18 protein-coding genes and 1 pseudogene are annotated in these 21176 nt (G+C 64.5%); 8 read left to right on the top strand and 11 right to left on the bottom strand.

Features of this window, described 5'->3' with window-relative positions; all coding sequences use genetic code 11:
* Positions 1-67: 67 nt before the first annotated feature.
* Complete coding sequence (locus JNA92_RS02625; protein ID WP_241803210.1) at positions 68-1129, top strand: hypothetical protein; 1062 nt, start codon at positions 68-70, stop codon at positions 1127-1129.
* A 14-nt stretch (positions 1130-1143) separates the two neighbouring features.
* Here the strand turns inward: JNA92_RS02625 and JNA92_RS02620 are convergent, their stop codons facing one another.
* A complete protein-coding gene (locus tag JNA92_RS02620) occupies positions 1144-1572 on the bottom strand; it encodes a PACE efflux transporter (protein ID WP_241803209.1) in 429 nt (142 codons plus the stop codon).
* Between the two features lie 102 nt (positions 1573-1674).
* Here JNA92_RS02620 and JNA92_RS02615 point away from each other — a divergent pair, with 102 nt between their 5' ends.
* The 4 genes and pseudogenes from JNA92_RS02615 (at position 1675) to JNA92_RS02605 (ending at position 5519) form a co-directional block, all read left to right on the top strand.
* A complete protein-coding gene (locus tag JNA92_RS02615; RefSeq protein ID WP_241803208.1) occupies positions 1675-2553 on the top strand; it encodes a LysR family transcriptional regulator in 879 nt (292 codons plus the stop codon).
* A gap of 139 nt (positions 2554-2692) precedes the next feature.
* Positions 2693-3718: pseudogene (mcpA, locus tag JNA92_RS25995) on the top strand (methyl-accepting chemotaxis protein McpA); the annotation flags it as partial.
* 114 nt (positions 3719-3832) lie between these two features.
* On the top strand, positions 3833-4573 hold the full coding sequence (locus JNA92_RS25990; protein ID WP_372490481.1) for a methyl-accepting chemotaxis protein: 741 nt from the start codon (positions 3833-3835) through the stop codon (positions 4571-4573).
* 160 nt (positions 4574-4733) lie between these two features.
* Complete coding sequence (locus JNA92_RS02605; protein ID WP_241803206.1) at positions 4734-5519, top strand: sulfite exporter TauE/SafE family protein; 786 nt, start codon at positions 4734-4736, stop codon at positions 5517-5519.
* A 56-nt stretch (positions 5520-5575) separates the two neighbouring features.
* Here the strand turns inward: JNA92_RS02605 and JNA92_RS02600 are convergent, their stop codons facing one another.
* Complete coding sequence (locus JNA92_RS02600) at positions 5576-6115, bottom strand: histidine phosphatase family protein (protein ID WP_241803205.1); 540 nt, start codon at positions 6113-6115, stop codon at positions 5576-5578.
* A gap of 141 nt (positions 6116-6256) precedes the next feature.
* Here JNA92_RS02600 and JNA92_RS02595 point away from each other — a divergent pair, with 141 nt between their 5' ends.
* Positions 6257-6856, top strand: coding sequence for a biliverdin-producing heme oxygenase (locus tag JNA92_RS02595; protein WP_241803204.1), 600 nt, complete (start codon positions 6257-6259; stop codon positions 6854-6856).
* A gap of 225 nt (positions 6857-7081) precedes the next feature.
* Here the strand turns inward: JNA92_RS02595 and JNA92_RS02590 are convergent, their stop codons facing one another.
* The 4 genes from JNA92_RS02590 to JNA92_RS02575 form a co-directional block, all read right to left on the bottom strand.
* Positions 7082-7414: a DUF3325 domain-containing protein gene (locus JNA92_RS02590; protein ID WP_241803203.1), complete on the bottom strand. Its 333-nt coding sequence runs from the start codon at positions 7412-7414 to the stop codon at positions 7082-7084.
* Positions 7411-8937 (bottom strand): PepSY-associated TM helix domain-containing protein, encoded by a 1527-nt coding sequence (locus JNA92_RS02585; RefSeq protein ID WP_241803202.1) that lies wholly within the window; start codon positions 8935-8937, stop codon positions 7411-7413. Before JNA92_RS02585 ends, JNA92_RS02590 begins: the two co-directional genes overlap by 4 nt.
* Positions 8934-9221 carry an iron transporter gene (locus tag JNA92_RS02580; protein WP_241803201.1) on the bottom strand — a complete coding sequence of 96 codons (288 nt, stop codon included), beginning with the start codon at positions 9219-9221 and terminating at the stop codon, positions 8934-8936. Before JNA92_RS02580 ends, JNA92_RS02585 begins: the two co-directional genes overlap by 4 nt.
* Positions 9222-9346: 125 nt before the next feature.
* Positions 9347-11587: a TonB-dependent siderophore receptor gene (locus JNA92_RS02575; protein WP_241803200.1), complete on the bottom strand. Its 2241-nt coding sequence runs from the start codon at positions 11585-11587 to the stop codon at positions 9347-9349.
* A 240-nt stretch (positions 11588-11827) separates the two neighbouring features.
* Here JNA92_RS02575 and JNA92_RS02570 point away from each other — a divergent pair, with 240 nt between their 5' ends.
* Both JNA92_RS02570 and JNA92_RS02565 read left to right on the top strand, forming a co-directional pair.
* Positions 11828-13111, top strand: coding sequence for an arsenic transporter (locus JNA92_RS02570; protein WP_241803199.1), 1284 nt, complete (start codon positions 11828-11830; stop codon positions 13109-13111).
* 138 nt (positions 13112-13249) lie between these two features.
* Complete coding sequence (locus tag JNA92_RS02565) at positions 13250-13939, top strand: SOS response-associated peptidase family protein (RefSeq protein ID WP_241803198.1); 690 nt, start codon at positions 13250-13252, stop codon at positions 13937-13939.
* A gap of 16 nt (positions 13940-13955) precedes the next feature.
* Here the strand turns inward: JNA92_RS02565 and JNA92_RS02560 are convergent, their stop codons facing one another.
* The 5 genes from JNA92_RS02560 to JNA92_RS02540 form a co-directional block, all read right to left on the bottom strand.
* Positions 13956-15773, bottom strand: a complete 1818-nt coding sequence (locus tag JNA92_RS02560) for an ABC transporter ATP-binding protein/permease (RefSeq protein WP_241803197.1) — start codon at positions 15771-15773, stop codon at positions 13956-13958.
* A 164-nt stretch (positions 15774-15937) separates the two neighbouring features.
* The gene (locus JNA92_RS02555; RefSeq protein WP_241803196.1) at positions 15938-16141 is read right to left on the bottom strand and encodes a formate dehydrogenase subunit delta; all 204 of its coding nucleotides are present in this window, start codon (positions 16139-16141) and stop codon (positions 15938-15940) included.
* Positions 16138-19017: a formate dehydrogenase subunit alpha gene (gene fdhF / locus JNA92_RS02550; protein WP_241803195.1), complete on the bottom strand. Its 2880-nt coding sequence runs from the start codon at positions 19015-19017 to the stop codon at positions 16138-16140. Before fdhF ends, JNA92_RS02555 begins: the two co-directional genes overlap by 4 nt.
* Complete coding sequence (locus JNA92_RS02545) at positions 19014-20573, bottom strand: formate dehydrogenase beta subunit (protein ID WP_241803194.1); 1560 nt, start codon at positions 20571-20573, stop codon at positions 19014-19016. The genes fdhF and JNA92_RS02545 overlap by 4 nt, the downstream gene beginning before the upstream one ends.
* Complete coding sequence (locus tag JNA92_RS02540; protein ID WP_241803193.1) at positions 20567-21049, bottom strand: formate dehydrogenase subunit gamma; 483 nt, start codon at positions 21047-21049, stop codon at positions 20567-20569. The genes JNA92_RS02545 and JNA92_RS02540 overlap by 7 nt, the downstream gene beginning before the upstream one ends.
* Positions 21050-21176 lie beyond the last annotated feature (127 nt).

The raw sequence follows: 21176 nt of genomic DNA, 5'->3' as shown, positions 1-21176 counted from the left end.
AGGCGCAGCCGATCGCCGGCCCTATACTCGGTTAACCACCTAGCCTCGAAACCCGGGAGGCGGTCGTGTGAACCCACGTATCCTCGTGCTGCTGTGCCTTGTGCTGGCCCTCGGCGGCTGCGCCGGCAAGCGTCCGCCTGCCCCGCCGCCGCCCGCCGTGCTCACACCCGCCGCCTGGCAGCGCATTGACCAGGAACTGATCGATGCTTCGGTAGGCGCTGCTGGCTCGGCCAACGACTATGCACGGCGCTCGATGAGAGTGTGGAAAGAACAGGTACAGCAACGTACCGAGAGCGACTTCATTCCCTGGTTCACCGGTTACTGGACCCAGCAATGGCTGACCCTCAAGGTCGCCTGGTACAAGCTCAACAGTGGCGAGGGCCGCGAGCCTGCGGAAAAACGCCTGGCCCTGTACCTGCAGGAGCAGTACCAGAAGCGGGTGATCGAGCCGGTGGCCGAGCAGATCAACCCCGAAGTCATCCGCGACCGCGCCTGCGAATTGTACGTGCAGCTGTTCGGCCAGCAGCTGCCAGCCATCATCCAGCGCTCCAACGCCCCGCCCGACCAGCTCAGCCAGCGCCTGAACCGAATCCCGGCCATTGCCCTGGGGCCGCCGCCGGCGCGCAATGCCAGCCTTTATCAATTGCTCAAGGCCAAGCCGCTCGATCAGCAACCCGCCTGGCTCGCCCTGCGCGACCACCTGCACCAGCAAGCGGCCAAAGGCCCTGGGCAGACCGATATCGGCCTGTCGTCGGTGGCCACCCGCGCCAGCGAGAAGCTTGGCGCCACCCTGGCCCCACGCGGCATTGCCAGCGCAGTGGCCAGTGCGGTGGGCAAAGTGGCCGGGGCGATGATCTCGGTGGCGACCGCCGGCTACGGCATGATCACTCACGACCGCGATCACCCGGAGATGGTCGAGCAATTGCGGGTGATCCTCAACGTGGCGCTCAATCAGGAATGGCAAGAGCTGATGGAAAACCGCCAGAGCGGCGCCATGGCGGGGGTGTACTACCTGTCAGGGCAGGTCGAAGACAGCTTGCTGGCCAGTGCGCCGCGGCCCGTGCAGCAGGCAGTGCAACCGCAACCCCCTGCGCGCCAGAAACCCTTGTTGATTCGCCTGCCGCCATAGCGGCACCGACAGCCTCAGGCGGTGGCCATGGCCGATGCCGGCAAACCGAAGATCCGGTCAAACCCCCAGTTGTAGGCAAAGGTGTAGCAGGGCACCAGGATGATGAACGCAAGGTCCACCAGGAAAGCCTGGACCAGACTCATGCCCAGCCACCAGGCGATCAGCGGGATCAGGTACACCACCAGGGTCAGCTGGAAACCGACAGCATGCACCACCCGCCGCGCCACGCTGCGGCCGCGCTTGGCCTGGCGGCTCTCCCAATACTCGAACAGGCTGTTGTAAATCAGGTTCCAGAGCATGGCGATGGTGGTGATCATCGCCGCCAGCGGCCCAGTATGCGAAGCCTGGGTATCGGACAAGTAAGCCAGCCCCAACGTCGACATGCACAAGCCAATCAGCTCGTAGAACGTCACGTAGACCAGTTTGCGTTTCAATCCCTGCACCGGGGTTTACCTCATTGGGTATCAAGCGAAGGACGCAAGAGTGCTTCAAATATATTGACAGACAAAGTCGGTAGCTTTCAGATTCACTGATAGGAGGCCGACATGAATTTTTCCAGTGACAATATCCAGCTGTTCCTCGCCGTGCTCGATCGGGGTTCGTTTTCCGCAGCGGCGCGCACCCTTGGTCGGGTGCCTTCTGCCGTCAGCATGGCCATCGGTAACCTTGAAGCCGAACTGGGCTACCCGCTGTTCGAGCGCGGCCCGCGCGAGGTTCGTCCTACCGCTCAGGCTGTGGCGCTAGAGCCACACGCCAGGCTGATCGCCGAGCAACTGGGGCTATTGCAGGTGCACGCACTGGAGTTGTCGCAAGGGCTGGAGAGCAGCCTGACCCTCGCCGTGGTCCCGGACATAGATCAACGGCCGCTGTTTGCCGCCATCGCGAGGCTTGGCGAGCGCTACCCGCTGCTGGACATCCAGCTGCTCAGTGCCCCACAGGAAGACGCACTGCAGTTGCTCGACAGCGGCCGTGCCGACCTATGCCTGGCCTTCGCTGGCCTGCACGTCGATGCCAGCCGGGGGTTTCAGCACATTGGTACGGAGTCACTGGTTGCCACCCTGTCACCCGCGCACCCGGCACTGCGCGACGGGCGCATCCGCTACCTGGAAGACCTGATCAACGTGCGCCAGATCCTGGTGCGCAGCCGCGACCTGCCGCTGGCCGACCCGCGTGCGCTGATCGGCGCCACGCACTGGTCCACCGACAGTTTCGACTTCGCCGTACAAATGGTCGAAGCAGGCCTGGGCTGGGGCGATTTGCCATTGGCCAGGGTGGCGCCGCTGATCGCTGCCGGGCGCCTGGTACGTCTGCGATTTGCAAATACCCGCAACGAACTCCAGTTGCCGATTCATGCCTTCTGGCGCAGGCAGCAACCGCTGCGCCAGGCGGCGCGTCTGCTGATCGAACAGCTAGCCAAATGCTAGCGCACCGTCCGTCGAAATCGCCTCAGCCGGGTGACGTAAGTGCTTCAATTTTTGTGGGATTTGCCGATAGCAGAGTGGACAGGCCCATCGCGCCAAAAGCGTGCAGTGCCCTTCCCTCCATGGCTCAAGGTCTCGAAACATGAACCTGAAATTTCGCCACAAGATCCTCCTCAGCGCATGCGGCGTCGTGGTGCTGGCTTTTGCCCTGTTCACGCTTTACAACGACTACCTGCAACGCAAAACCATCACCCAGAACATCGAGTCGTCGATGCAGCAGTCCGGTGCGCTGACTGCCAGCAGCGTGCAGAACTGGATGAGCGGGCGCATCCTGGTGCTGGAGAACCTGGCCCAGGACATTGCTGAACAAGGGGCAGGCGATACCCTGGCCGGGCTGATCGAGCAGCCGTCCTACACGAAAAATTTCCTGTTCACCTACCTGGGCCAGGCCAATGGTGTGTTCACCCAGCGCCCCGACGCCCAAATGCCGGCCGGCTACGACCCACGCCAGCGCCCATGGTACGGCGCCGCGGCCAGCGCCGGGCAAACCGTGCTCACCGCCCCTTACCAGGGCGCGGTCGGTGGCCTGATGGTGACCATCGCCACGCCGGTGAAGCGTAACGGCGAAATGCTCGGGGTGGTCGGCGGCGACCTGACCCTCGATACCTTGGTGCAGATCATCAACTCGGTCGACTTCGGCGGCATCGGCCACGCCTTCCTCGCCGATAGCAGCGGCCAGGTGATCGTCAGCCCCGACAAAGACCAGGTGATGAAGAACCTCAACGACATCTACCCAGGCTCGGGCCTGCGCGTGGCGGCCGGCCTGCAGGATGTCACCCTCGATGGCCAGCAGCGGTTGATCTCCTTTGCCCCGGTGGCGGGCTTGCCGTCTGCCCAGTGGTACATCGGCCTGTCGATCGACAAGGACAAGGCCTACGCGGCCTTAAGCCATTTCCGCACCTCGGCGATCATCGCCATGGTCATTGCCGTGGCGGCCATCGCCGGGCTGCTGGGCTTGCTGATCCCGGTGCTGATGCGCCCACTGACCACCATGGGCCGCGCCATGCGCGACATCGCCGAAGGTGAAGGCGACCTGACCCGCCGCCTTGAGGTACCGCGCAAGGACGAGTTCGGCGAACTGGCCACCTCGTTCAACCGCTTCGTAGAACGCATTCACGCCTCGATCAGCGAAGTGTCGTCGGCTACGCGGCTGGTGCACGACCTGTCGGAAAAGGTGGTCAACGCCTCCAATGCATCGATCATCGGTTCCGAAGAACAGAGCATGCGCACCAACAGTGTCGCGGCGGCCATCAACCAGCTGGGTGCCGCCACTCAGGAAATCGCACGCAATGCTGCGCATGCCTCGCAACACGCCAGCGGTGCCAGCGAACAGGCCAATGGCGGGCGCGAAGTGGTGGAAGAAGCGATCAACGCCATGACCGCCCTGTCGCAGCGCATCAGCGAGTCGTGCGAGCAGATCGAAACGCTCAATGCCAGCACCGACGAAATCGGCAAGATCCTCGACGTGATCAAGGGCATTTCCCAGCAGACCAACCTGCTGGCGCTCAACGCCGCGATCGAAGCGGCCCGTGCAGGTGAAGCCGGGCGTGGGTTTGCCGTGGTCGCCGATGAGGTGCGCAACCTGGCGCACCGTACCCAGGAATCGGCAGAAGAGATCCACCGCATGATCACCAGCCTGCAGGTCGGCTCCCGTGAGGCGGTGCACACCATGAACACCAGCCAGGTGTCCAGCGAACAGACCGTGCAGGTCGCCAACCAGGCCGGTGTACGCCTGACCAGCGTGACCCAGCGCATCGGCGAAATCGATGGCATGAACCAGTCGGTGGCCACTGCGACCGAAGAGCAGACCGCGGTGGTCGAGAGCCTGAACCTGGACATCACCCAGATCAATGCGCTGAACCAGCAAGGGGTGGAGAACCTCAACCAGACGTTGCAGCATTGCGATGCGCTGGCGCAGCAGGCCGGGCGTTTGAAGCAACTGGTGGGCAGCTTCCGCATCTGAGGTGACACGCCGGCAGGCTCGTCTCATGCAGGGGGCGAGCGGGCCGGCGTAGAAGGCCCGCGGTTATAACCTAATAACGAACAAGTCTATTTGGCTATATAAACTACCTATATGCTGGCACCCATCCGATCACGGGCAAAGCTGGGCAGTCGAGTAGCGTATGGATGTAGGTTCTTTCGGTTTCACCATAGCCGGGCTGGTTGTGGGGTTCATCGTCGGCATGACCGGCGTCGGTGGCGGTTCGCTGATGACGCCCATCCTGCTGTGGTTTGGCATCAGCCCGGCCACTGCCGTGGGCACTGACCTGCTCTACGCCGCCATCACCAAGGCCAGTGGCGTCTGGGTGCACAGCCGCAACAAGAACATCGACTGGAAAATCACCGGCCTGCTCAGCATGGGCAGCGTCCCGGCCGCAGCGCTGACCCTGTGGTTCCTGAGCACCCTGCACACCGACACTTCGGCGCTCAATGCCATCATCAAGCAGGGCCTGGCGGTGGTGTTGATCCTCACTGCACTGGCGATCCTGTTCAAATCGCGCCTGCAAGCGTTCGCCAACCGCCATGCCGGTGACCATTACCAACTCAGCGACCGCAGCCTCAACATCCTTACCGTACTCACCGGTGTGGTGCTGGGTGTCATGGTCACCCTGACTTCGATCGGTGCGGGTGCCTTGGGCACCGTGGCGCTGTTCCTGCTCTACCCGTTCCTGGTCACCCGGCGCCTGGTGGGCACCGAGATCGCCCACGCGGTGCCGTTGACCCTGGTCGCAGGCCTGGGCCACGCGGGCATGGGCAACATGGACTGGTCGCTGCTGGGCTACCTGCTGCTGGGCTCGTTGCCTGGCATCTACCTGGGCAGCCACCTCACCGGGAAGATCTCCGACCGCGTGCTGCGGCCCTGCCTGGCGGGCATGCTGTTGCTGATCGGGTACAAGCTGGCGTTCTGAGGCAAGGTTTTGCGGTGAGCTGGGTTGGCCGTTGTGCAGGCCATTGCAAGCCGGACTCACCCCAGCCGCAAGCGCCAGCGCCCGGTAAAGCTCAGCTGCACACGTGATAAAGGCAGCACATCCATCTGCCGATGGGCCGCCAAGGGGCAACCCAGCACCTGCACCAGTACCGCGCGAATGACCATGGGATGCGTCACCGCCACCCACTCGCCCGGCTCATCGAAGGCCGCCAGCCACCCCGCCATGCGCTGGCACAGTTCGGCGAACGACTCACCACCATGTGGCGCGCTGTGCGGGTCGTCCAGCCACAACGCCAGCGCCTGCGGGTACTCAGCCTGCAACCGCTTCAATGCCAGCCCCTGCCAGCGTCCCAGGTCGCAATCGGCCAATGCCGGCTCGACCTGCGTCAGTGCCGAAAACCCGTCCGCCGTTTCCCTCGCACGCCGCTCCGGCGCGGTGAGGATGCGCGTTTCAGGCGCCACGGCGAACGGTTGGGCGAGCATCGGCAGAATGCCGTCGTCGGGGCCGTGCAGGTGCCCGGTCTTCTGGGCCGTTGTCAGGGCATGACAGATCAGGGTCAGGTGTACGGCTTTCACCAGCTGGCTTCTTCTTGGAGGACGGCCGAATGGTTTAGCACGCCGAGGTTATTTTTTCCGCAACAATGTCGCGGCTGGGGAGGAACACTGCGTTACGATGGTCAGTCCAAATTAGGCGAAATGCCACTAGAGTCGAGCCGAATGCCAGCCAGTCCCTCCTCACCCAGCCCGTTGCTACTAGCCCTGCGCGAGGGCACCCGCGATTGCCACAAGTCGCTCGAAGCACGCCTGCCATTCTTTGCAACGAGCTTCGATGCCGCGGCCTACAGTCGGCTCCTGCAAGCCTACTATGGGTTCCACGCGCCCCTCGAAGCTCGCCTGGGCGACTACCAGGAACCGATGAGGGCCAAGACACCCGCGCTCACGCTGGACCTGCAAGCCCTGCATCTGAGCGCCGCTGACATCGACGCCCTGCCCCTGTGTCAGGCGTTGCCGGGTATCAAAGATGAGGCCGGTGCGCTGGGTGTGATGTACGTTCTGGAGGGCTCCACCCTGGGTGGCCAGGTACTGAAAAGGGCGATGGCCGAGCGCCTGGGGCTCGGCCCGGCCAACGGCACAGCCTTTTTCGATGTGTATGGTGCGCGGACCGGCGACTACTGGCGCCGCTTCCTCGACCGCCTTGGCCAGGCGTCGAGCGCACCTGCAGCGCAGGCCGCCACCGTGCAGGCGGCCATCGAAACATTCCAGAGCTTCGAGCGCTGGCTTGAGCAACGCAACGTGCTTGGCCAGATACCTGGCTGAAGCATGGGCCCGGTTTCACCGGTGATCGCTGGTCCCGTCGAGCGCTCGGGCTATTACAGCTCTGCCATGGGGGCTGCTGCGCAGCCCAATCGCCGGCAAGCCGGCCCACCACGACCGCGCAGTTCTTCAGGCCTGCGCTTTACCTGTGCAAGCAACGGTCCTGCCCAATTGCTAAAAGCCGGCGCAAATCCATGTGGAAGCCGGCTTGCCGGCGATAGGGCCTGCTCAGGTAAACAGGTGCAGCAGCCCCCACACTGGCACCAGCCCTGCAAGCCCAACCGCCAGCCGCGGCCAATACGGCAACTGCACGACCAGCAGCATTGCACCGAGCGACATCATCGCCAACCAGGCTACCGGCGCCATGGCCCAACCCCAGACCTGGGCGCACAGCAGCAGGCTGATCATCAGTGCCAGCCAGCCAGCGCCACGCAGCACCCTGCGCAGTGGCCGCGGGCAAGGCCGCTGCCATACCTGTTTATAGTGCCGTTCCAGGCCTTGGCAAAGGCCAAGCATACCGGCATAGGCGAACAGCGCGCCGCCCGCGATCAACATCATCATGCGCCTGCCTCCACGCTGCGCCTTGCCCTGGCCCTGGGTGCATGCAGCATTTGCTCGCCTTGCTGCACGCGCCACGCCACCACACCGAGCAACCCCCCCAGCACCATTGCGCAAGCCACCACGCCCAAGCGCAAGGCATCCCCCAGCCCACCGAACAGCCCAAGGCCCATGCACAGCAGTGCCGTCAGCCCCAGTTGTTCCACCCACGCCCGGCGCGCAGGCCTGATACCCGCATGCAGCAGCGCAAGCAGCCATGTACCAAAGAATGCCCGCACCTCCCAGGCCTCGCGCTGTACCAGCTCGACCGGCAGCAGGCGGCTGGCCCACAGCAAGCCGACACAGGCCAGCAGCAAACCGGTGACGAAACCGACATTGCACACCTCGGCAACCCGGTACCAACGCCGCGCCGACAACTGCGCGCTGGTGCTGGCGTACTTACGCCCACGCTTCACGCAAAACAGCACCAGGCCGCTGGCGATCATCACGCAGCTGATGACACCACACACGAAGTACAACCAACGCATCGGGTATCCGCCAAACTGGGCAAAATGCAGCCCGACCATGACCCGCTGGGTCAGGGGAGCCGCGCGCCACTCAGTCACATCGCTGAGCAGCTGCCCGCTGACACCATCGAATACCATGGCCTGCCCCTTCGACAGCGCGATGCGATTACCCAGCTCAGGACGAATCTCGATACGCGCCCCAGCGGTGTTGGGGTTGCGGATATTGAAACCGGCTATGGGCCCCAACCGTGCCTGCGCCTCGGCCAGCAGCGGCACCACATCGACCAACTCCGCGGGCTGCCTGGCCAAGGCCCTCGGCTGCTCCAGGCGGGCGTTGCCCTGGGCCTTGAAGTAGGCCCGGTTGTCCCCGGCGAACAGCGCATCGACACCTGCAGGAATGTAGATGAGCATGAAGATCACCAGCCCGGTGTAGGTGATCATCAGGTGGAACGGCAGCAACAGCACGGCACTGGCGTTGTGAAAGTCCAGCCAGGAGCGCTGGCCCTTGTCCGGCCGGAACGTGAAGAACTCCTTGAAGATCTTCTTGTGGATGACAATGCCGGTGACCAGCGCCGCCAACATCACCAGCGCCAATGCACCGACCACGAAAATGCCCCAGTTGCGCGGCAGGTCGAGGGTGAAATGGAAGCGGAAAAAGAAGTTGCCGCCAACACTGTCGCGTACCTCGATGGCCTCGCCGGTCTGCGGGTCGAGCTGTACGCCACCGCCATGGCGCCGCTCCCCGGTAGACACACGCAGCCCGGGCGAGCGATCGGTGGGCAGGCTGATGCCCCAGTTGCCGGCCTGCGGTTCATGGGCCTGCAGGTAGGCAATGGCGCGCTGCGCGGCATCGGCCTGGGTCACTGCATTGGCCGGGATTTCCGGCTGCATCCAGTGGTTGAGCTCTTTGTCGAACACCGCCAGGGTGCCGGTGACGAAGATGGCGAACAATAGCCAGCCGAACACCAGCCCACCCCAGGTGTGCAGCCAGGCCATCGATTGGGTGAACGTGTTCTTCATGCCAGCCACTCCAGTACCTGGGGCCAGAAGCCGATCAACGCCAAGGGCGCAGCCAAGGCCAACGGTAGCCAGGCACCCACCGCGTCACGGCTGGCGAAGGCCCAAAGGATGACTGCGGTGTAGAAAACGAAGGCCGGCAGGGTCGCGACGATGACCGCATCGGCGGGGGACAGCGGCAACAGCCGGGCCAGGCAGGCGCTGGCGGCATAGGTGAGTGCGTAGCCGCCGACCAGCGCGGCGCTGCTGCGCGAGAGGATCAGCAGCCAGGCGGGTTTAGTGTTCATGGGCACATTTCCTGGTAGTCGCATCGAGCCAAGCCCGCCCCCCATTCACTCCACTTGTGTTGTGCCTGTGGGGTATCTGGAGAAGCGGGCTTGCGCCGAGAATGGGCCGCAGTGCGGCCTCAGCATCAGAACGAGATATTCAGGGAAGCGAACACCGCACGCCCCGGCTGGTTATAGGTGTTGGCGCCCGAGCTGCTGGCATTGCCACCGCGATAGATCTGCTTGTCGAACACGTTGTTCACGCCCACCCGCACGTCATAGTTGGCGTTGAACTTGTACCCGGCGCTGACATCCACCAGCCCGTAGGCCTCGACATCCTGCTGCGCCTCGGCGTCGTAGTCTTCCTCGGTGCGGTAGTTGTAGGTCGGCGACTTCTGCTTGCCGTAGTAGGTGCCGGCCAGCTGGAACGAAAGCTTGTCGGTGGCGCGCCAGTCCAGGGTGCTGTTGACCGTGTACTCGGGGATCACCGACAGCGGCTCGCCCGTCTCACGGTTGTCGTTGTCGAGCATCCAGGTCAGGTTGGTGTTCCAGTCGAGCACCGGCGTCAGTTCGACGAACAGGTTGCCCTCGATACCTTCCACCCGCGCCTCGCCAGCATTCTCCCACTGGGTCACACGGCGGCCGCTGTTGATGGTGTAGAGCACATCGGTATCACCGATGATCTTGTTCTTGTAATCGTTGCGGAAATACGTCGCGCTGGTACGCCAGGTGCCGCGGTCATACAACAGGCCGATTTCTTTGTTGACGCTGATTTCCGGCTTGAGGTCGGCATTGCCCTGCAGGTAGCAGCCCCCGGAGTTGCTCTGCTGAATGCTGCAGCCGTTGCCGCGGCTGTAGAGCAGGTAATTGGGGTTGGACTGATACAGGTTCGGCACCTTGTAGGCCCGTGCGATACCGCCCTTGACCGACAGCGCATCGGTCAGCTTGTGCGACAGGTTGAGGCTGGGGCTGAAGTTGTCGCCAAAGGTTTCATGGTGGTCGAAGCGCAGGCCCGGGGTGACGGTGGTGTCGCCCAGCACGATGTTGTCCTCGACGAACAGCGCGTAGCTCTTGGCGGTCATCTTCGAATCGCTGCGGTCGAAGCCACTGATGACGTCACTGCCACCGCCGCTGGGGTCGAAGCTCTGCGGGCGGAACGAGCCCTGGTCGTTGAGCGATTCATACAGGTATTCGCCGCCCAAGGTCAGCACATGTTCGGTATTGCCCAAGGCCAACGGCAGGTTCACCTCGCTGCTCAGGCGAGTGTTGCGCAGCCGCGACATGGCTGCACCGCTGTCGTTGATCGCACCTTCCGGGCCACCGGCCAGCCCTTCGTTCAGGCGCCAGTTGCGCACGTACTCGTAAGCCAGGCTGGTCTTGCTGGTGCCCCAGCTGAAATCGCCCAGGTGGGTCAAGTCATAGGTGTTGCGCTGCATGACGTTGGTCTCGTGGCCATACAGGCTGGAAATCAGGTCGACATTGCTGCCGCCGTTGCTGTTCATGGTGTCGCCGGCATAGAGGTTGCCCTGGCGGCTGTAACCGGCGCTGGCTTCCAGGCGGTGCTCGTCGTTGAGCCTCCAGCTCAGCAGGCCGTTGATGTCCTTGTTGCGCACGCCCTCACGGCCGGCGGCCAACGTGCTGTTGGCGTGGTCGGCGTTGATGTCCAGGTCATCGGCGTCGGTCTTGGCCAGGCCACCGTACAAACGGAAACCGAGGTTGTCGGTGAGCCCGCCGCTGAGGTTGAAGTTGGCACGACGGCTGGCACCCTCGGCGCTGTCCTCGGGCATTTGCGTGAACAGGTTGAGGCTGCCCTTGAACGCCTCGGTGGGCCGCTTGGTGATGATGTTGACCACCCCGCCCATCGCACCCGAGCCGTAGCGCGCCGCCGCCGGGCCGCGCAGGATTTCGATGCGCTCGACCGCCTCGGCCGGCACCCAGTTGGTTTCGCCGCGGGTGTCGCGGTCGCCGTTCCAGCCGTAGCGCACCGCGTTGCGTGCGCTGGACGGCTTGCCATCGATGAGGATCAGGGTGTTTTCCGGGCCCATGCCGCGCAGGTCGATCTGCCTGTTGTTGCCACGCGCACCACTGGCGCTGTTGCCAGTCAAGTTGACCCCCGGCTCACGACGGATGATGTCGGACAAGTCATTGGCCGGCGGGCGACGCTTGATGTCTTCTTCAGTGATGATCGACGAACCCAGCGCCTGACGCGCTTCGCGTTCTGCAGTGACCAGGGTGTCCTGGATCACCAGTGCGTCGTCCGCCACTGGCATCTCCAGCACCTCACCAGGTCTGCGCTCCACTGTTTCGGCGGCGCTCGCCATCATGGCCGGTGACGCCAACGCGACGAACGCCAGGGCCAGGCTGTTGGGTGAAGTTCTGCACTGCATTGACACATCTCCTGCGATGGGTAAGCGAAGGGCACATCCCTGCCAGGAAGCCGGAGGGCCCACGCCCACCGGCCTCACAAACACTGTTCGGGGGCCAACAGGGTTGGTAAATATAGTTATTCTCAAATGGGTTTAAATCTTATTTACGAAACTTACACGTTTGCTCCGGAACTTTTCCGACGCGTATCCGGCCCGTGTACAGTCACTTCTGCCCCAGCCATGAGACGAGAAAGCGTTTCCATGCTCCCAGCCGCTTTGATCTTCCTGCTCACCCTCACCCTGGTCATCTGGCAGCCCAAAGGCCTGGGAGTTGGCTGGAGCACCACGCTCGGTGCCGTGCTGGCCCTGGTGTTCGGCGTGGTATCGCTGCATGACATCCCCACGGTCTGGGCCATCATCTGGAACGCCACCGCCACCTTCATCGCCCTCATCGTCATCAGCCTGCTGCTGGACGAAGCGGGCTTTTTCGAATGGGCAGCGCTGCATGTGGCGCGCTGGGCCCGCGGGGACGGGCGCCGCCTGTTCGCCTTCATGGTGTTGCTGGGCGCAGCGGTATCGGCGCTGTTCGCCAACGATGGCGCGGCGCTGATCCTTACCCCGATCGTCATGTCGATGCTGCTGGCGCTGCGCTTCTCCCCGGCGGCGACCCTGGCCTTCGTCATGGGTGCAGGCTTCATCGCCGACACCGCCAGCCTGCCGCTGGTGGTGTCCAACCTGGTGAACATCGTCTCGGCGGACTACTTCGACCTGGGGTTCAACGCCTATGCCTCGGTCATGGTGCCGGTGAACCTGGTGGCCGTGGCAGCCACGCTGCTGGTGCTGTGGCTGTATTTTCGCCGCGACATTGCGCTGCGCTACGCCACCGAAGACCTCAAGGTGCCGGCCATGGCCGTGCGCGACCGGGCAACGTTCCGTGTCGGCTGGGCGGTGCTGCTGGCATTGCTGGCCAGCCTGTTCGTGCTCGAGCCCATGGGGATCCCGGTCAGTGCCGTGGCCGCAGCCTGCGCAGCGGTACTGTTCGCCGTCGCCGCCCGCGGCCATGTGATCTCCACCCGCCGCGTGCTGCGCGAGGCCCCGTGGCAGATCGTGGTGTTTTCGTTGGGGATGTACCTGGTGGTCTACGGCTTGCGCAATGCCGGCCTCACCGACTCGCTCGGCAACGTGTTGAGCTGGCTGGCGGGGCAAGGGCTGTGGGCAGCCTCGCTGGGGACCGGCCTGATTGCGGCGCTGCTGTCGTCGGCCATGAACAACCTGCCCAGCGTGCTGATCGGCGCGCTGTCGATCGAGGCCAGCGAGGCGCAGGGTGTGGTGCGCGAGGCGATGATCTATGCCAACGTGATCGGCTGCGACCTGGGGCCGAAGATCACCCCGATCGGCAGCCTGGCTACGCTGTTGTGGCTGCATGTGCTGGCGCGCAAGGGCGTGAGCATCGGCTGGGGGTATTACTTCAAGGTAGGGGTGCTGTTGACGGTGCCGGTGCTACTGGTGACCTTGGCAGCGTTGGCGTTGCGCCTGAGCCTGTGAAAACGCTGTCGCCGTCTATCCTGACCAGGTGACTGTGCGGCGCACGCAGGTCGAACAACGCCCCCCGCGGGATGGGATGTTGGGACCCCGATTGCGTCGGTCGCGTGCACGCCATATCGACCAATGGGGGGACATGCCATGTGCGGACGCTTCGCCCAGTATCAGGGCCAGGCCGATTACCTGCGTGAACTGGCGGCCGGGCAGGAGGTGATAAGCGGTTACGACAACGTGCCCATTGGCCGTTACAACGTGGCCCCTGGCAGCCGCGTACTGGTTATGCACAACCCGGGCAATGGCCTGCGCATCGACCCCTGCCATTGGGGTTGGGCACCGTTCTGGGCCAAGGGCTCGCAACCTGCGCCGACTAACGCACCGGTAGAAGCCGTGACCACCGGCACGTTTCTCAAGGCGTTCTGGCCTCAAGGGCGGGCACTGGTCATGGCCGACGGCTGGTATGAATGGGTGAGCGACCCGCACGACCCCGAGCGCAAGCAGCCCTATTTCATTCGCCTGCAAAGCCAGGCACCGATGTTCATGGCTGCGCTGGCTCAGGTACGTGCAGGATCGGAGCCGAACGAAGGGGATGGGTTCGTCATCGTGACCGCAGCGAGTGAAGCGGGAATGGTCGACAGCCACGACCGCCGGCCATTGGTACTGGCGCCGGCGGATGCATGGACGTGGATCGACCTGCAAGTGCCTGCCGAGGAGGCCGAGCGGCTGGCACGGGAGCGGTGCCTGCCGGTGGAGGCCTTTGAATGGTTTGCGGTAGGCAAGGACGTGTCGGATGAGCGTGATGAAGGGCCGCAGTTGATCGTGATGCAGGCCTGAACAGAATGCGGGCCGCCTAGACCTGCAATTCCACCTCCGGTTTCTGCTCCAGCAGCGACCAACCGCCCTGCCCGTCCACTTCCAGCCTGTGGGTATGGAACCCGGCCAACGTGCTGCGATGGCCGACACTCACCAGCAAGGTCTGCGGCATCTCATTGCGCAGCAGCGAATACAACGCATGTTCCAAGCCTTCATCCATCGCCGAGGTGGATTCGTCGAGGAACACCACCTGCGGCCGGTTGAACAGCACCCGCGCAAACGCCAGCCGCTGCTGCTCACCCACCGACAGGATATGCGACCAGTCGCAACTGACCGCCAGCCGCTCAGCCAGGTGGGCCAGGTTGACCTGGCGCAGCGCCTGCTGCATGCGCACTTCGTCCTCAGGCTTGCTGTCGGTTGGGTAGGCGATGGCGGTCCGCAGGTCGCCCAGGGGCAGGTACGGGCGCTGCGAGAGGAACAGCGCCTCGGTAACGGTGGGCCGCCTGACCTCACCCTCGGCGTACGGCCAAAGCCCGGCCAAGGCGCGCAGCAAGGTGGTTTTACCACTGCCCGAAGGGCCTTTGATCAGCAGCGCCTGGCCGGCCTGCAGGCGCAAGTCGAGGTCGGCGATCAGCGCGTAGCCATCGGGGCGCATCACCTGCAACCTCGAGATATCCAGGGCATGCGCCTGCTGCTGGGTGCTGACCCGCGGCAACGTGCTGGCCTGCTGATTGGCATCGAGAAAACCGGTCAGACGGTCGAGCGTGGCGCGGTACTGGGCAAAAGTGTCGTAGGACTCACGGAAGAACGACAGCGCATCCTGCACCTGGCCAAACGCTTGGGAGGTTTGCATGACATCGCCCAGCTTGATCGCGCCACTGAAGAAGCGCGGTGCCTGGAGGATGAACGGGAACACCACTGCCACCTGGCTGACGCCCAGGTTGAAACCGCTGAACTTCAGGTTCCGGAACACCAGTGCCCAGACATTGACGATCAATGCCCCGAAGCGCCCCAGCAAGGTCCCCCGCTCCACGTGCGCACCCTGGTAGAACGCGATGTTCTCAGCGTTTTCCCGCACGCGCATCAGCGCATAACGGAAGTTGGCGGTGAGTTTTTCGTTGAGAAAATTCAGGCGGATCAACGGCTGTCCGAGGCGAAAGGCAATCCAGGTGGCGATCAGCACGTAGACATAAACGGCGAACACCATGGCCCGGGGGATTTCCACACCCGCTACCGCCAGCGGCGCCGACAGGCCCCAGAGGATGGCGGTGAAGGCCACCAGCGACACCAGCGCGCTGACCGCGCCCAGCGCCAAGGTTACCGAGTGGGTGACGAAGGCGGTGACGTCCAGTTCGATGCGCTGGTCGGGGTTGTCTACAGGCTCGGCGAGAAACTGGCCGCGGTAATAGGCGTCACCGTGCAGCCAGTCATTGGTCAGGCGCTCGGTCAGCCAGACCCGCCAGCGGATGCTGAACGCCTCAGTCACGTAGAAGGTGAACAGTGAACGAAGCACGTGAAGGGTGGCCAACACCGCGAACACGCCCAGCAAGTACCAGAAGGCGGTCTGGTCGAGGGCCTGCAGGGCACTGTAGAAGCCGTTGTACCAGAACGAGAACAGCACGTTCATGCGTACCGAAAACAGGGTCAGCACCAGCAGTGCGGCAAACACCAGCAACGGCCGCCAGCTGCGCCTGAAGCTGAAATAGGGCCCGGCAAGCTGCCAGAACTGGCTGCCCCAGCGCGTGTAGCGCACAGCCAAGGCAGCGGCGGCAGTGAAGCCGATCAGGGTGATGAGTGAAGCGATTGCAAGCCAGCTCAGGCTCTCTTGCAGGGCCTGGTGCCAGTTCATGTCCATGGTGCGTACCCGTGACGAGTGTTTCCGCGAGCGTAGCATTGCGCAGGCAGTCGTCAGGCATTCATGACGGACATTTCATGTTGTCGGCACTGCCCCTATCACCGGCAAGCCGGCCCCCCCAGGGGTGCAGGCGCTTGCTAGCGACGGGGCCGCGCAGACGAACGCTAAGCCAAGGCTTCCATCACCTTGGGGTCCAAGCCCTCACCGGCATGGGCCTGGGCCCATTCCCCCAACTGCCTGCGCATCGCTGGGGTCCAGAAGTTCTGCAAGTGCTGCTGCACCCCTTTCACCGCCAACGCATGATCAGGCTCGCTGTCGAAGTAATGAGCAATCTGGTTGGCCATCTTGACCAGGTTTTCGCTGCTCATCGGCGCACCTCGGCCTGTTCAGGCTTGCCGGCCGTGCGCCGCTCCTTGAGCAGGCGCCGCTGTTCATCGCTGAAGTCCTGGTAGCGCTTTTGCCACTGCGACGGGTGGAACACCTTGACCACCTCCACCGCCGTTACCTTGTATTCCGGGCAGTTGGTGGCCCAGTCGGAATTGTCGGTGGTGATCACGTTAGCGCCGGACTCGGGGAAGTGGAAGGTGGTGTACACCACCCCCGGTGCCACACGCTCACTGATTTTGGCGCGCAGTACCGTCTGCCCTGCACGGCTGCCGATGCCGACCCAATCGCCGTCATGGATGCCGCGGCTTTCGGCGTCAGTGGGGTGCAGTTCCAGGCAGTCGGCAGCATGCCAGGCGACGTTGGCGGTGCGCCGGGTCTGGGCGCCGACATTGTACTGGCTGAGAATGCGCCCGGTGGTCAGCAGCAGGGGGTAGCGGCTGTTGACCTTCTCGTCGGTGGGCACATAGCCGGTGAGCATGAAGCGCCCCTTGCCCCGCACGAACTGATCGATGTGCATGGTCGGCGTGCCGTCGGGCGCGGCTTCGTTGCAGGGCCACTGCAGGCTGCCATGGCGGTCGATCTCGGCGTAGCTGACGCGGTGGAAGGACGGCGTCAGGCGGGCGATTTCGTCCATGATCTCGGACGGATGGCGGTAGCTCATCGGGTAGCCCAGGGCATTGGCCAAGGCGACGGTGGCCTCCCAGTCAGCCTTGCCGGCCAGCGGCTGCATCACCTTGCGTACCCGCGAAATGCGGCGCTCGGCATTGGTGAAGGTGCCGTCCTTTTCCAGGAACGAGCTGCCCGGCAAGAACACGTGGGCGAACTTGGCCGTCTCGTTGAGGAAGATGTCCTGCACCACCACGCACTCCATGGCCCGCAGCGCGGCCGTGACGTGCTGGGTGTTGGGGTCGCTCTGGGCGATGTCCTCACCCTGGCAGTACAGCGCCTTGAAGCTGCCGTCCAGCGCCGCTTCGAACATGTTGGGGATGCGCAGGCCCGGGTCGGGCTGCAGGCTCACGCCCCAGGCCTGCTCGAACTCGGCACGCACGGCCTCGTTGGAGATATGCCGGTAGCCTGGCAGCTCATGGGGGAACGACCCCATGTCGCACGAGCCCTGCACGTTGTTCTGCCCCCGCAGGGGGTTTACGCCCACCCCTTCACGGCCGATATTGCCGGTGGCCATGGCCAGGTTGGCGATGCCCATCACCGCGGTGCTGCCCTGGCTGTGTTCAGTCACGCCCAGGCCGTAGTAGATCGCCGCGTTGCCGCCTGTGGCATACAGCCGGGCGGCGGCGCGGATCTGCTCGGCGGGCACGCCGCACACGGGGCCCTGCACTTCAGGGGCGTTTTCCGGGAGGCTGACGAAGTCGCGCCAGCGGGCGAAGGCCTCACCCTCGCAGCGTTCGTCGATGAAGCGCTGGGCCAGCAGCCCCTCGCTAACGATCACATGGGCCAAGGCGTTGAGCATGGCCACGTTGGTACCCGGGCGCAGTTGCAGGTGCAGCTCGGCACGGGCGTGGGGCGAATCCACCAGGTCGATGCGCCGCGGGTCGATCACGATCAGCCGCGCGCCTTGGCGCAGGCGGCGTTTGAGCTGCGAGCCGAACACCGGGTGGGCGTCGGTGGGGTTGGCACCGATCACCAGGATCACGTCGGCCTGCATGACCGAATCGAAACTCTGGGTGCCCGCCGACTCACCGAGGGTCTGCTTGAGACCGTAGCCGGTGGGCGAATGGCACACCCGCGCGCAGGTGTCGACGTTATTGTTGCCAAACGCCGTGCGCACCAGTTTCTGCACCAGGTAGGCTTCTTCGTTGGTGCAACGGCTGGAGGTGATGCCACCGATGGAATCGCGCCCGTACTTGAGCTGGATGCGGCGGAACTCGCTGGCCGCGTAGGTGACGGCCTCATCCCAGCTGACTTCCTGCCACGGGTCATCCAGGTGCTTGCGGATCATCGGTTTGGTGATTCGGTCAGGGTGGGTGGCATAACCCCAGGCGAAGCGGCCCTTGACGCAGGCGTGGCCGTGGTTGGCGCCGCCGTTCTTGTCCGGGACCATGCGGACCAGTTGGTCACCCTTCATTTCGGCACGGAACGAGCAACCCACGCCGCAGTAAGCGCAGGTGGTGATCACCGCGCGTTCCGGCTGGCCGATCTGCACCAGGCTTTTTTCGGTCAGTGTGGCCGTCGGGCAGGCTTGCACGCAGGCACCGCACGACACGCATTCGGAGGTGAGGAAGTTGTCACCACCGGCTGCCGCCACCCGCGACTCGAAGCCGCGCCCGGTGATGGTCAGGGCGAAGGTGCCTTGGATATCCTCGCAGGCACGCACGCAGCGGCTGCAGACGATGCACTTGCTGGGCTCGTAATCGAAGTACGGGTTGGACTCGTCCTTCTGCTCGGCCAGGTGGTTGGCGCCGTCATAGCCGTAGCGCACCTCCCGCAGGCCGACTTGGCCGGCGACCGTCTGCAGTTCGCAGTTGCCGTTGGCCGAGCAGGTCAGGCAGTCGAGCGGGTGGTCGGAAATGTACAGCTCCATGACGTTGCGGCGCAGGTCGGCCAGGCGTGGCGTTTGGGTGCGCACCACCATGCCTTCGCTGACAGGCGTGGTGCAGGACGCCGGGTACCCGCGCATGCCATCGATCTCGACCATGCACATGCGGCAGGAGCCGAAGGCCTCCAGGCTGTCGGTGGCACACAGTTTGGGGATGCTGGTACCCAGCAGGGCTGCGGCGCGCATCACTGAGGTGCCCGCCGGTACGCTGACACTGCGCCCGTCGATATTCAGGCTGATCTGCACATCACTGTGGCGTTCAGGGGTACCCAGATCGGTCTCGGGGTCGAAGTAATTGATCACTGCGCGGCCTCCGTGGTGGTCAGCCCGAAATCGGCCGGGAAGTACTTGAGGGCGCTGGCCACCGGGTAGGCGGTCATACCGCCCATGGCGCACAGCGAGCCGTACTGCAGGGTGTCGCACAGGTCGCGCAGCAGCAGCGCCTGGTCATGGCGCTCGGTGAGGTCGCTGCTGGCAATCAGGCGGTCGACCACCTCCATCCCGCGGGTAGAACCGATGCGGCAGGGCGTGCACTTGCCGCAGGACTCTTCGGCGCAGAACTGCAGGGCAAAGCGCGCCATGCTGGCCATGTTCAAGGTGTCGTCGGCCACCACCACGCCACCGTGGCCCAACATAGCCCCCATGGCGGCGAAGGCCTCGTAGTCCAGTGGGGTGTCAAAGTGACTGGGCGGCACCCAGGCACCCAATGGCCCCCCGACCTGGGCGGCCTTCAGCGGCCGGCCACTGGCGGTGCCACCACCGTAGCCTTCCACCAGGTCCCGCAGGGTCAGGCCGAAGGCGCGCTCTACCAGGCCGCCGTGGCTGATGTTGCCGGCCAGCTGGAACGGCATGGTGCCAAGCGAACGCCCCATACCGAAATCGCGGTAGAACGCCGCACCCTTGGCCAGAATGGTGGGCACCGAAGCCAGGGTGAGCACGTTGTGCACCAGCGTCGGCAGGCCGAACAGGCCCTGCAGGGCCGGTAGTGGCGGCTTGGCGCGGACAATGCCGCGCTTGCCCTCGATAGATTCGAGCAGCGCGGTTTCCTCACCGCAGATATAGGCACCGGCACCCACCCGTACTTCCAGGTCGAAGGCCTGACCGCTAGCGGCCACGTCGGCACCGAGATAACCGGCGTCGCGGGCAATGACCAAGGCCTGATCGAGCACGCGGATCGCGTCGGGGTATTCCGAGCGCACGTAGATATAGCCCTTGTCGGCACCCACCGCGAGGCCGGCGATGACCATGCCTTCGATCAGCAGGAAGGGGTCACCTTCCATCAGCATGCGGTCGGCAAAGGTACCGGAGTCGCCTTCGTCGGCGTTGCACACCACGTACTTCTGCCCTGCCCCGGCGTCACGCACGGTGCGCCATTTGATACCCGCCGGGAACGCTGCACCGCCACGGCCGCGCAGGCCGGAATCGAGCACGGCGGCCACCACGTCGGCGCCGCCCAGCGCAACGGCTTGCTCAAGGCCGGCAAAGCCGCCGTGGGCGCGGTAGTCATCCAGGGACAATGGCCGGGTGATGCCGGCGCGGGCGAACAGCAGACGTTGCTGGGTCTTGAGGTAAGGGAGCGCTTCCACGGGCCCGAGCGCCAGCGAATGGCTGCCGGGGTCGGCCGCCAATGCATCGAGCAGCGCAGGCACATCCTCAGGGGTGATCGGGCCGAAGCCTTGCCGCCCATCAGCGCGCTCGTACTCTACCAGTGGTTCGAGCCAATACAGGCCACGCGAACTGGTGCGCTGAATGTCCAGCGCCACCTGCCGTTGCTCAGCCTCGCGCAGCAACGCCTCGACAACCTGGTCGGCACCCACGGCGCGGGCCACCGAGTCGCAGGGGATGAACAGCTTCAGCATGCTGTGTCCTCCAGGCAACCGTTGACCAGCGCGCGCAGGCGCTCAGGGGTCAGGCGCGCATGCACCTGGCCATCGAGTTCAAGGGCCGGCGAGCAGGCGCACGCGCCCAGGCAGTACACCGGGCGCAGGCTGATGGCGCCGTCGGCGCTGGTGCCATGGTCGTCCAGTGCCAGCTGTGCACGCAGCTGTGCGGCCAGTGCCTCGCTGCCACGGCTCTGGCACGATTCGGCGCGGCACAAACGCAGGGTATGGCGTGCCGGCGGCGCGGTACGGAAATCGTGGTAGAAGCTGATCACCCCGCGCACCTCGGCCAGGCTGAGGTTGAGGGCATGGGCAATGTCGGCGACGGCGGCATCAGGGATGAAACCGATGCTTTCCTGCACGGCATGCAGGATCGGCAAGAGTGCACCAGGGGTGTCCTGGTGGCGGCTCAGGATATCGTGGATAACGGGCAGGTGAAGCAATTGATCAGGCATACAGCGGACCTCGGCATCACGGCCCCCGCCAGATTGTTGTAGTAGGCAGGTGACCGGCGTGTTCTGCTGCGGCACACCGCCCACGTCACGGTCGCGTGGTTGTCGGTGGCCTCCTTGCCGCTGGCCG

Source organism: Pseudomonas putida, assembly GCF_022627325.1.
GTDB classification, from domain to species: Bacteria; Pseudomonadota; Gammaproteobacteria; order Pseudomonadales; family Pseudomonadaceae; genus Aquipseudomonas; species Aquipseudomonas putida_X.
Note: the sequence above shows the minus strand (reverse complement) of the source record. Positions and strands in the feature narration are given on the sequence as shown.

Bases quoted from the DNA above. Each gene is read 5' to 3' on its own strand.
- JNA92_RS02615 (WP_241803208.1), top strand. From the start codon at position 1,675: ATGAATTTTTCCAGTGACAATATCCAGCTGTTCCTCGCCGTGCTCGAT.
- JNA92_RS25990 (WP_372490481.1), top strand. From the start codon at position 3,833: ATGCGCACCAACAGTGTCGCGGCGGCCATCAACCAGCTGGGTGCCGCC.
- JNA92_RS02605 (WP_241803206.1), top strand. From the start codon at position 4,734: ATGGATGTAGGTTCTTTCGGTTTCACCATAGCCGGGCTGGTTGTGGGG.
- JNA92_RS02595 (WP_241803204.1), top strand. From the start codon at position 6,257: ATGCCAGCCAGTCCCTCCTCACCCAGCCCGTTGCTACTAGCCCTGCGC.
- JNA92_RS02590 (WP_241803203.1), bottom strand. From the start codon at position 7,414: ATGATGATGTTGATCGCGGGCGGCGCGCTGTTCGCCTATGCCGGTATG.
- JNA92_RS02585 (WP_241803202.1), bottom strand. From the start codon at position 8,937: ATGAAGAACACGTTCACCCAATCGATGGCCTGGCTGCACACCTGGGGT.
- JNA92_RS02580 (WP_241803201.1), bottom strand. From the start codon at position 9,221: ATGAACACTAAACCCGCCTGGCTGCTGATCCTCTCGCGCAGCAGCGCC.
- JNA92_RS02575 (WP_241803200.1), bottom strand. From the start codon at position 11,587: ATGCAGTGCAGAACTTCACCCAACAGCCTGGCCCTGGCGTTCGTCGCG.
- JNA92_RS02570 (WP_241803199.1), top strand. From the start codon at position 11,828: ATGCTCCCAGCCGCTTTGATCTTCCTGCTCACCCTCACCCTGGTCATC.
- JNA92_RS02565 (WP_241803198.1), top strand. From the start codon at position 13,250: ATGTGCGGACGCTTCGCCCAGTATCAGGGCCAGGCCGATTACCTGCGT.
- JNA92_RS02560 (WP_241803197.1), bottom strand. From the start codon at position 15,773: ATGGACATGAACTGGCACCAGGCCCTGCAAGAGAGCCTGAGCTGGCTT.
- JNA92_RS02555 (WP_241803196.1), bottom strand. From the start codon at position 16,141: ATGAGCAGCGAAAACCTGGTCAAGATGGCCAACCAGATTGCTCATTAC.
- JNA92_RS02545 (WP_241803194.1), bottom strand. From the start codon at position 20,573: ATGCTGAAGCTGTTCATCCCCTGCGACTCGGTGGCCCGCGCCGTGGGT.
- JNA92_RS02540 (WP_241803193.1), bottom strand. From the start codon at position 21,049: ATGCCTGATCAATTGCTTCACCTGCCCGTTATCCACGATATCCTGAGC.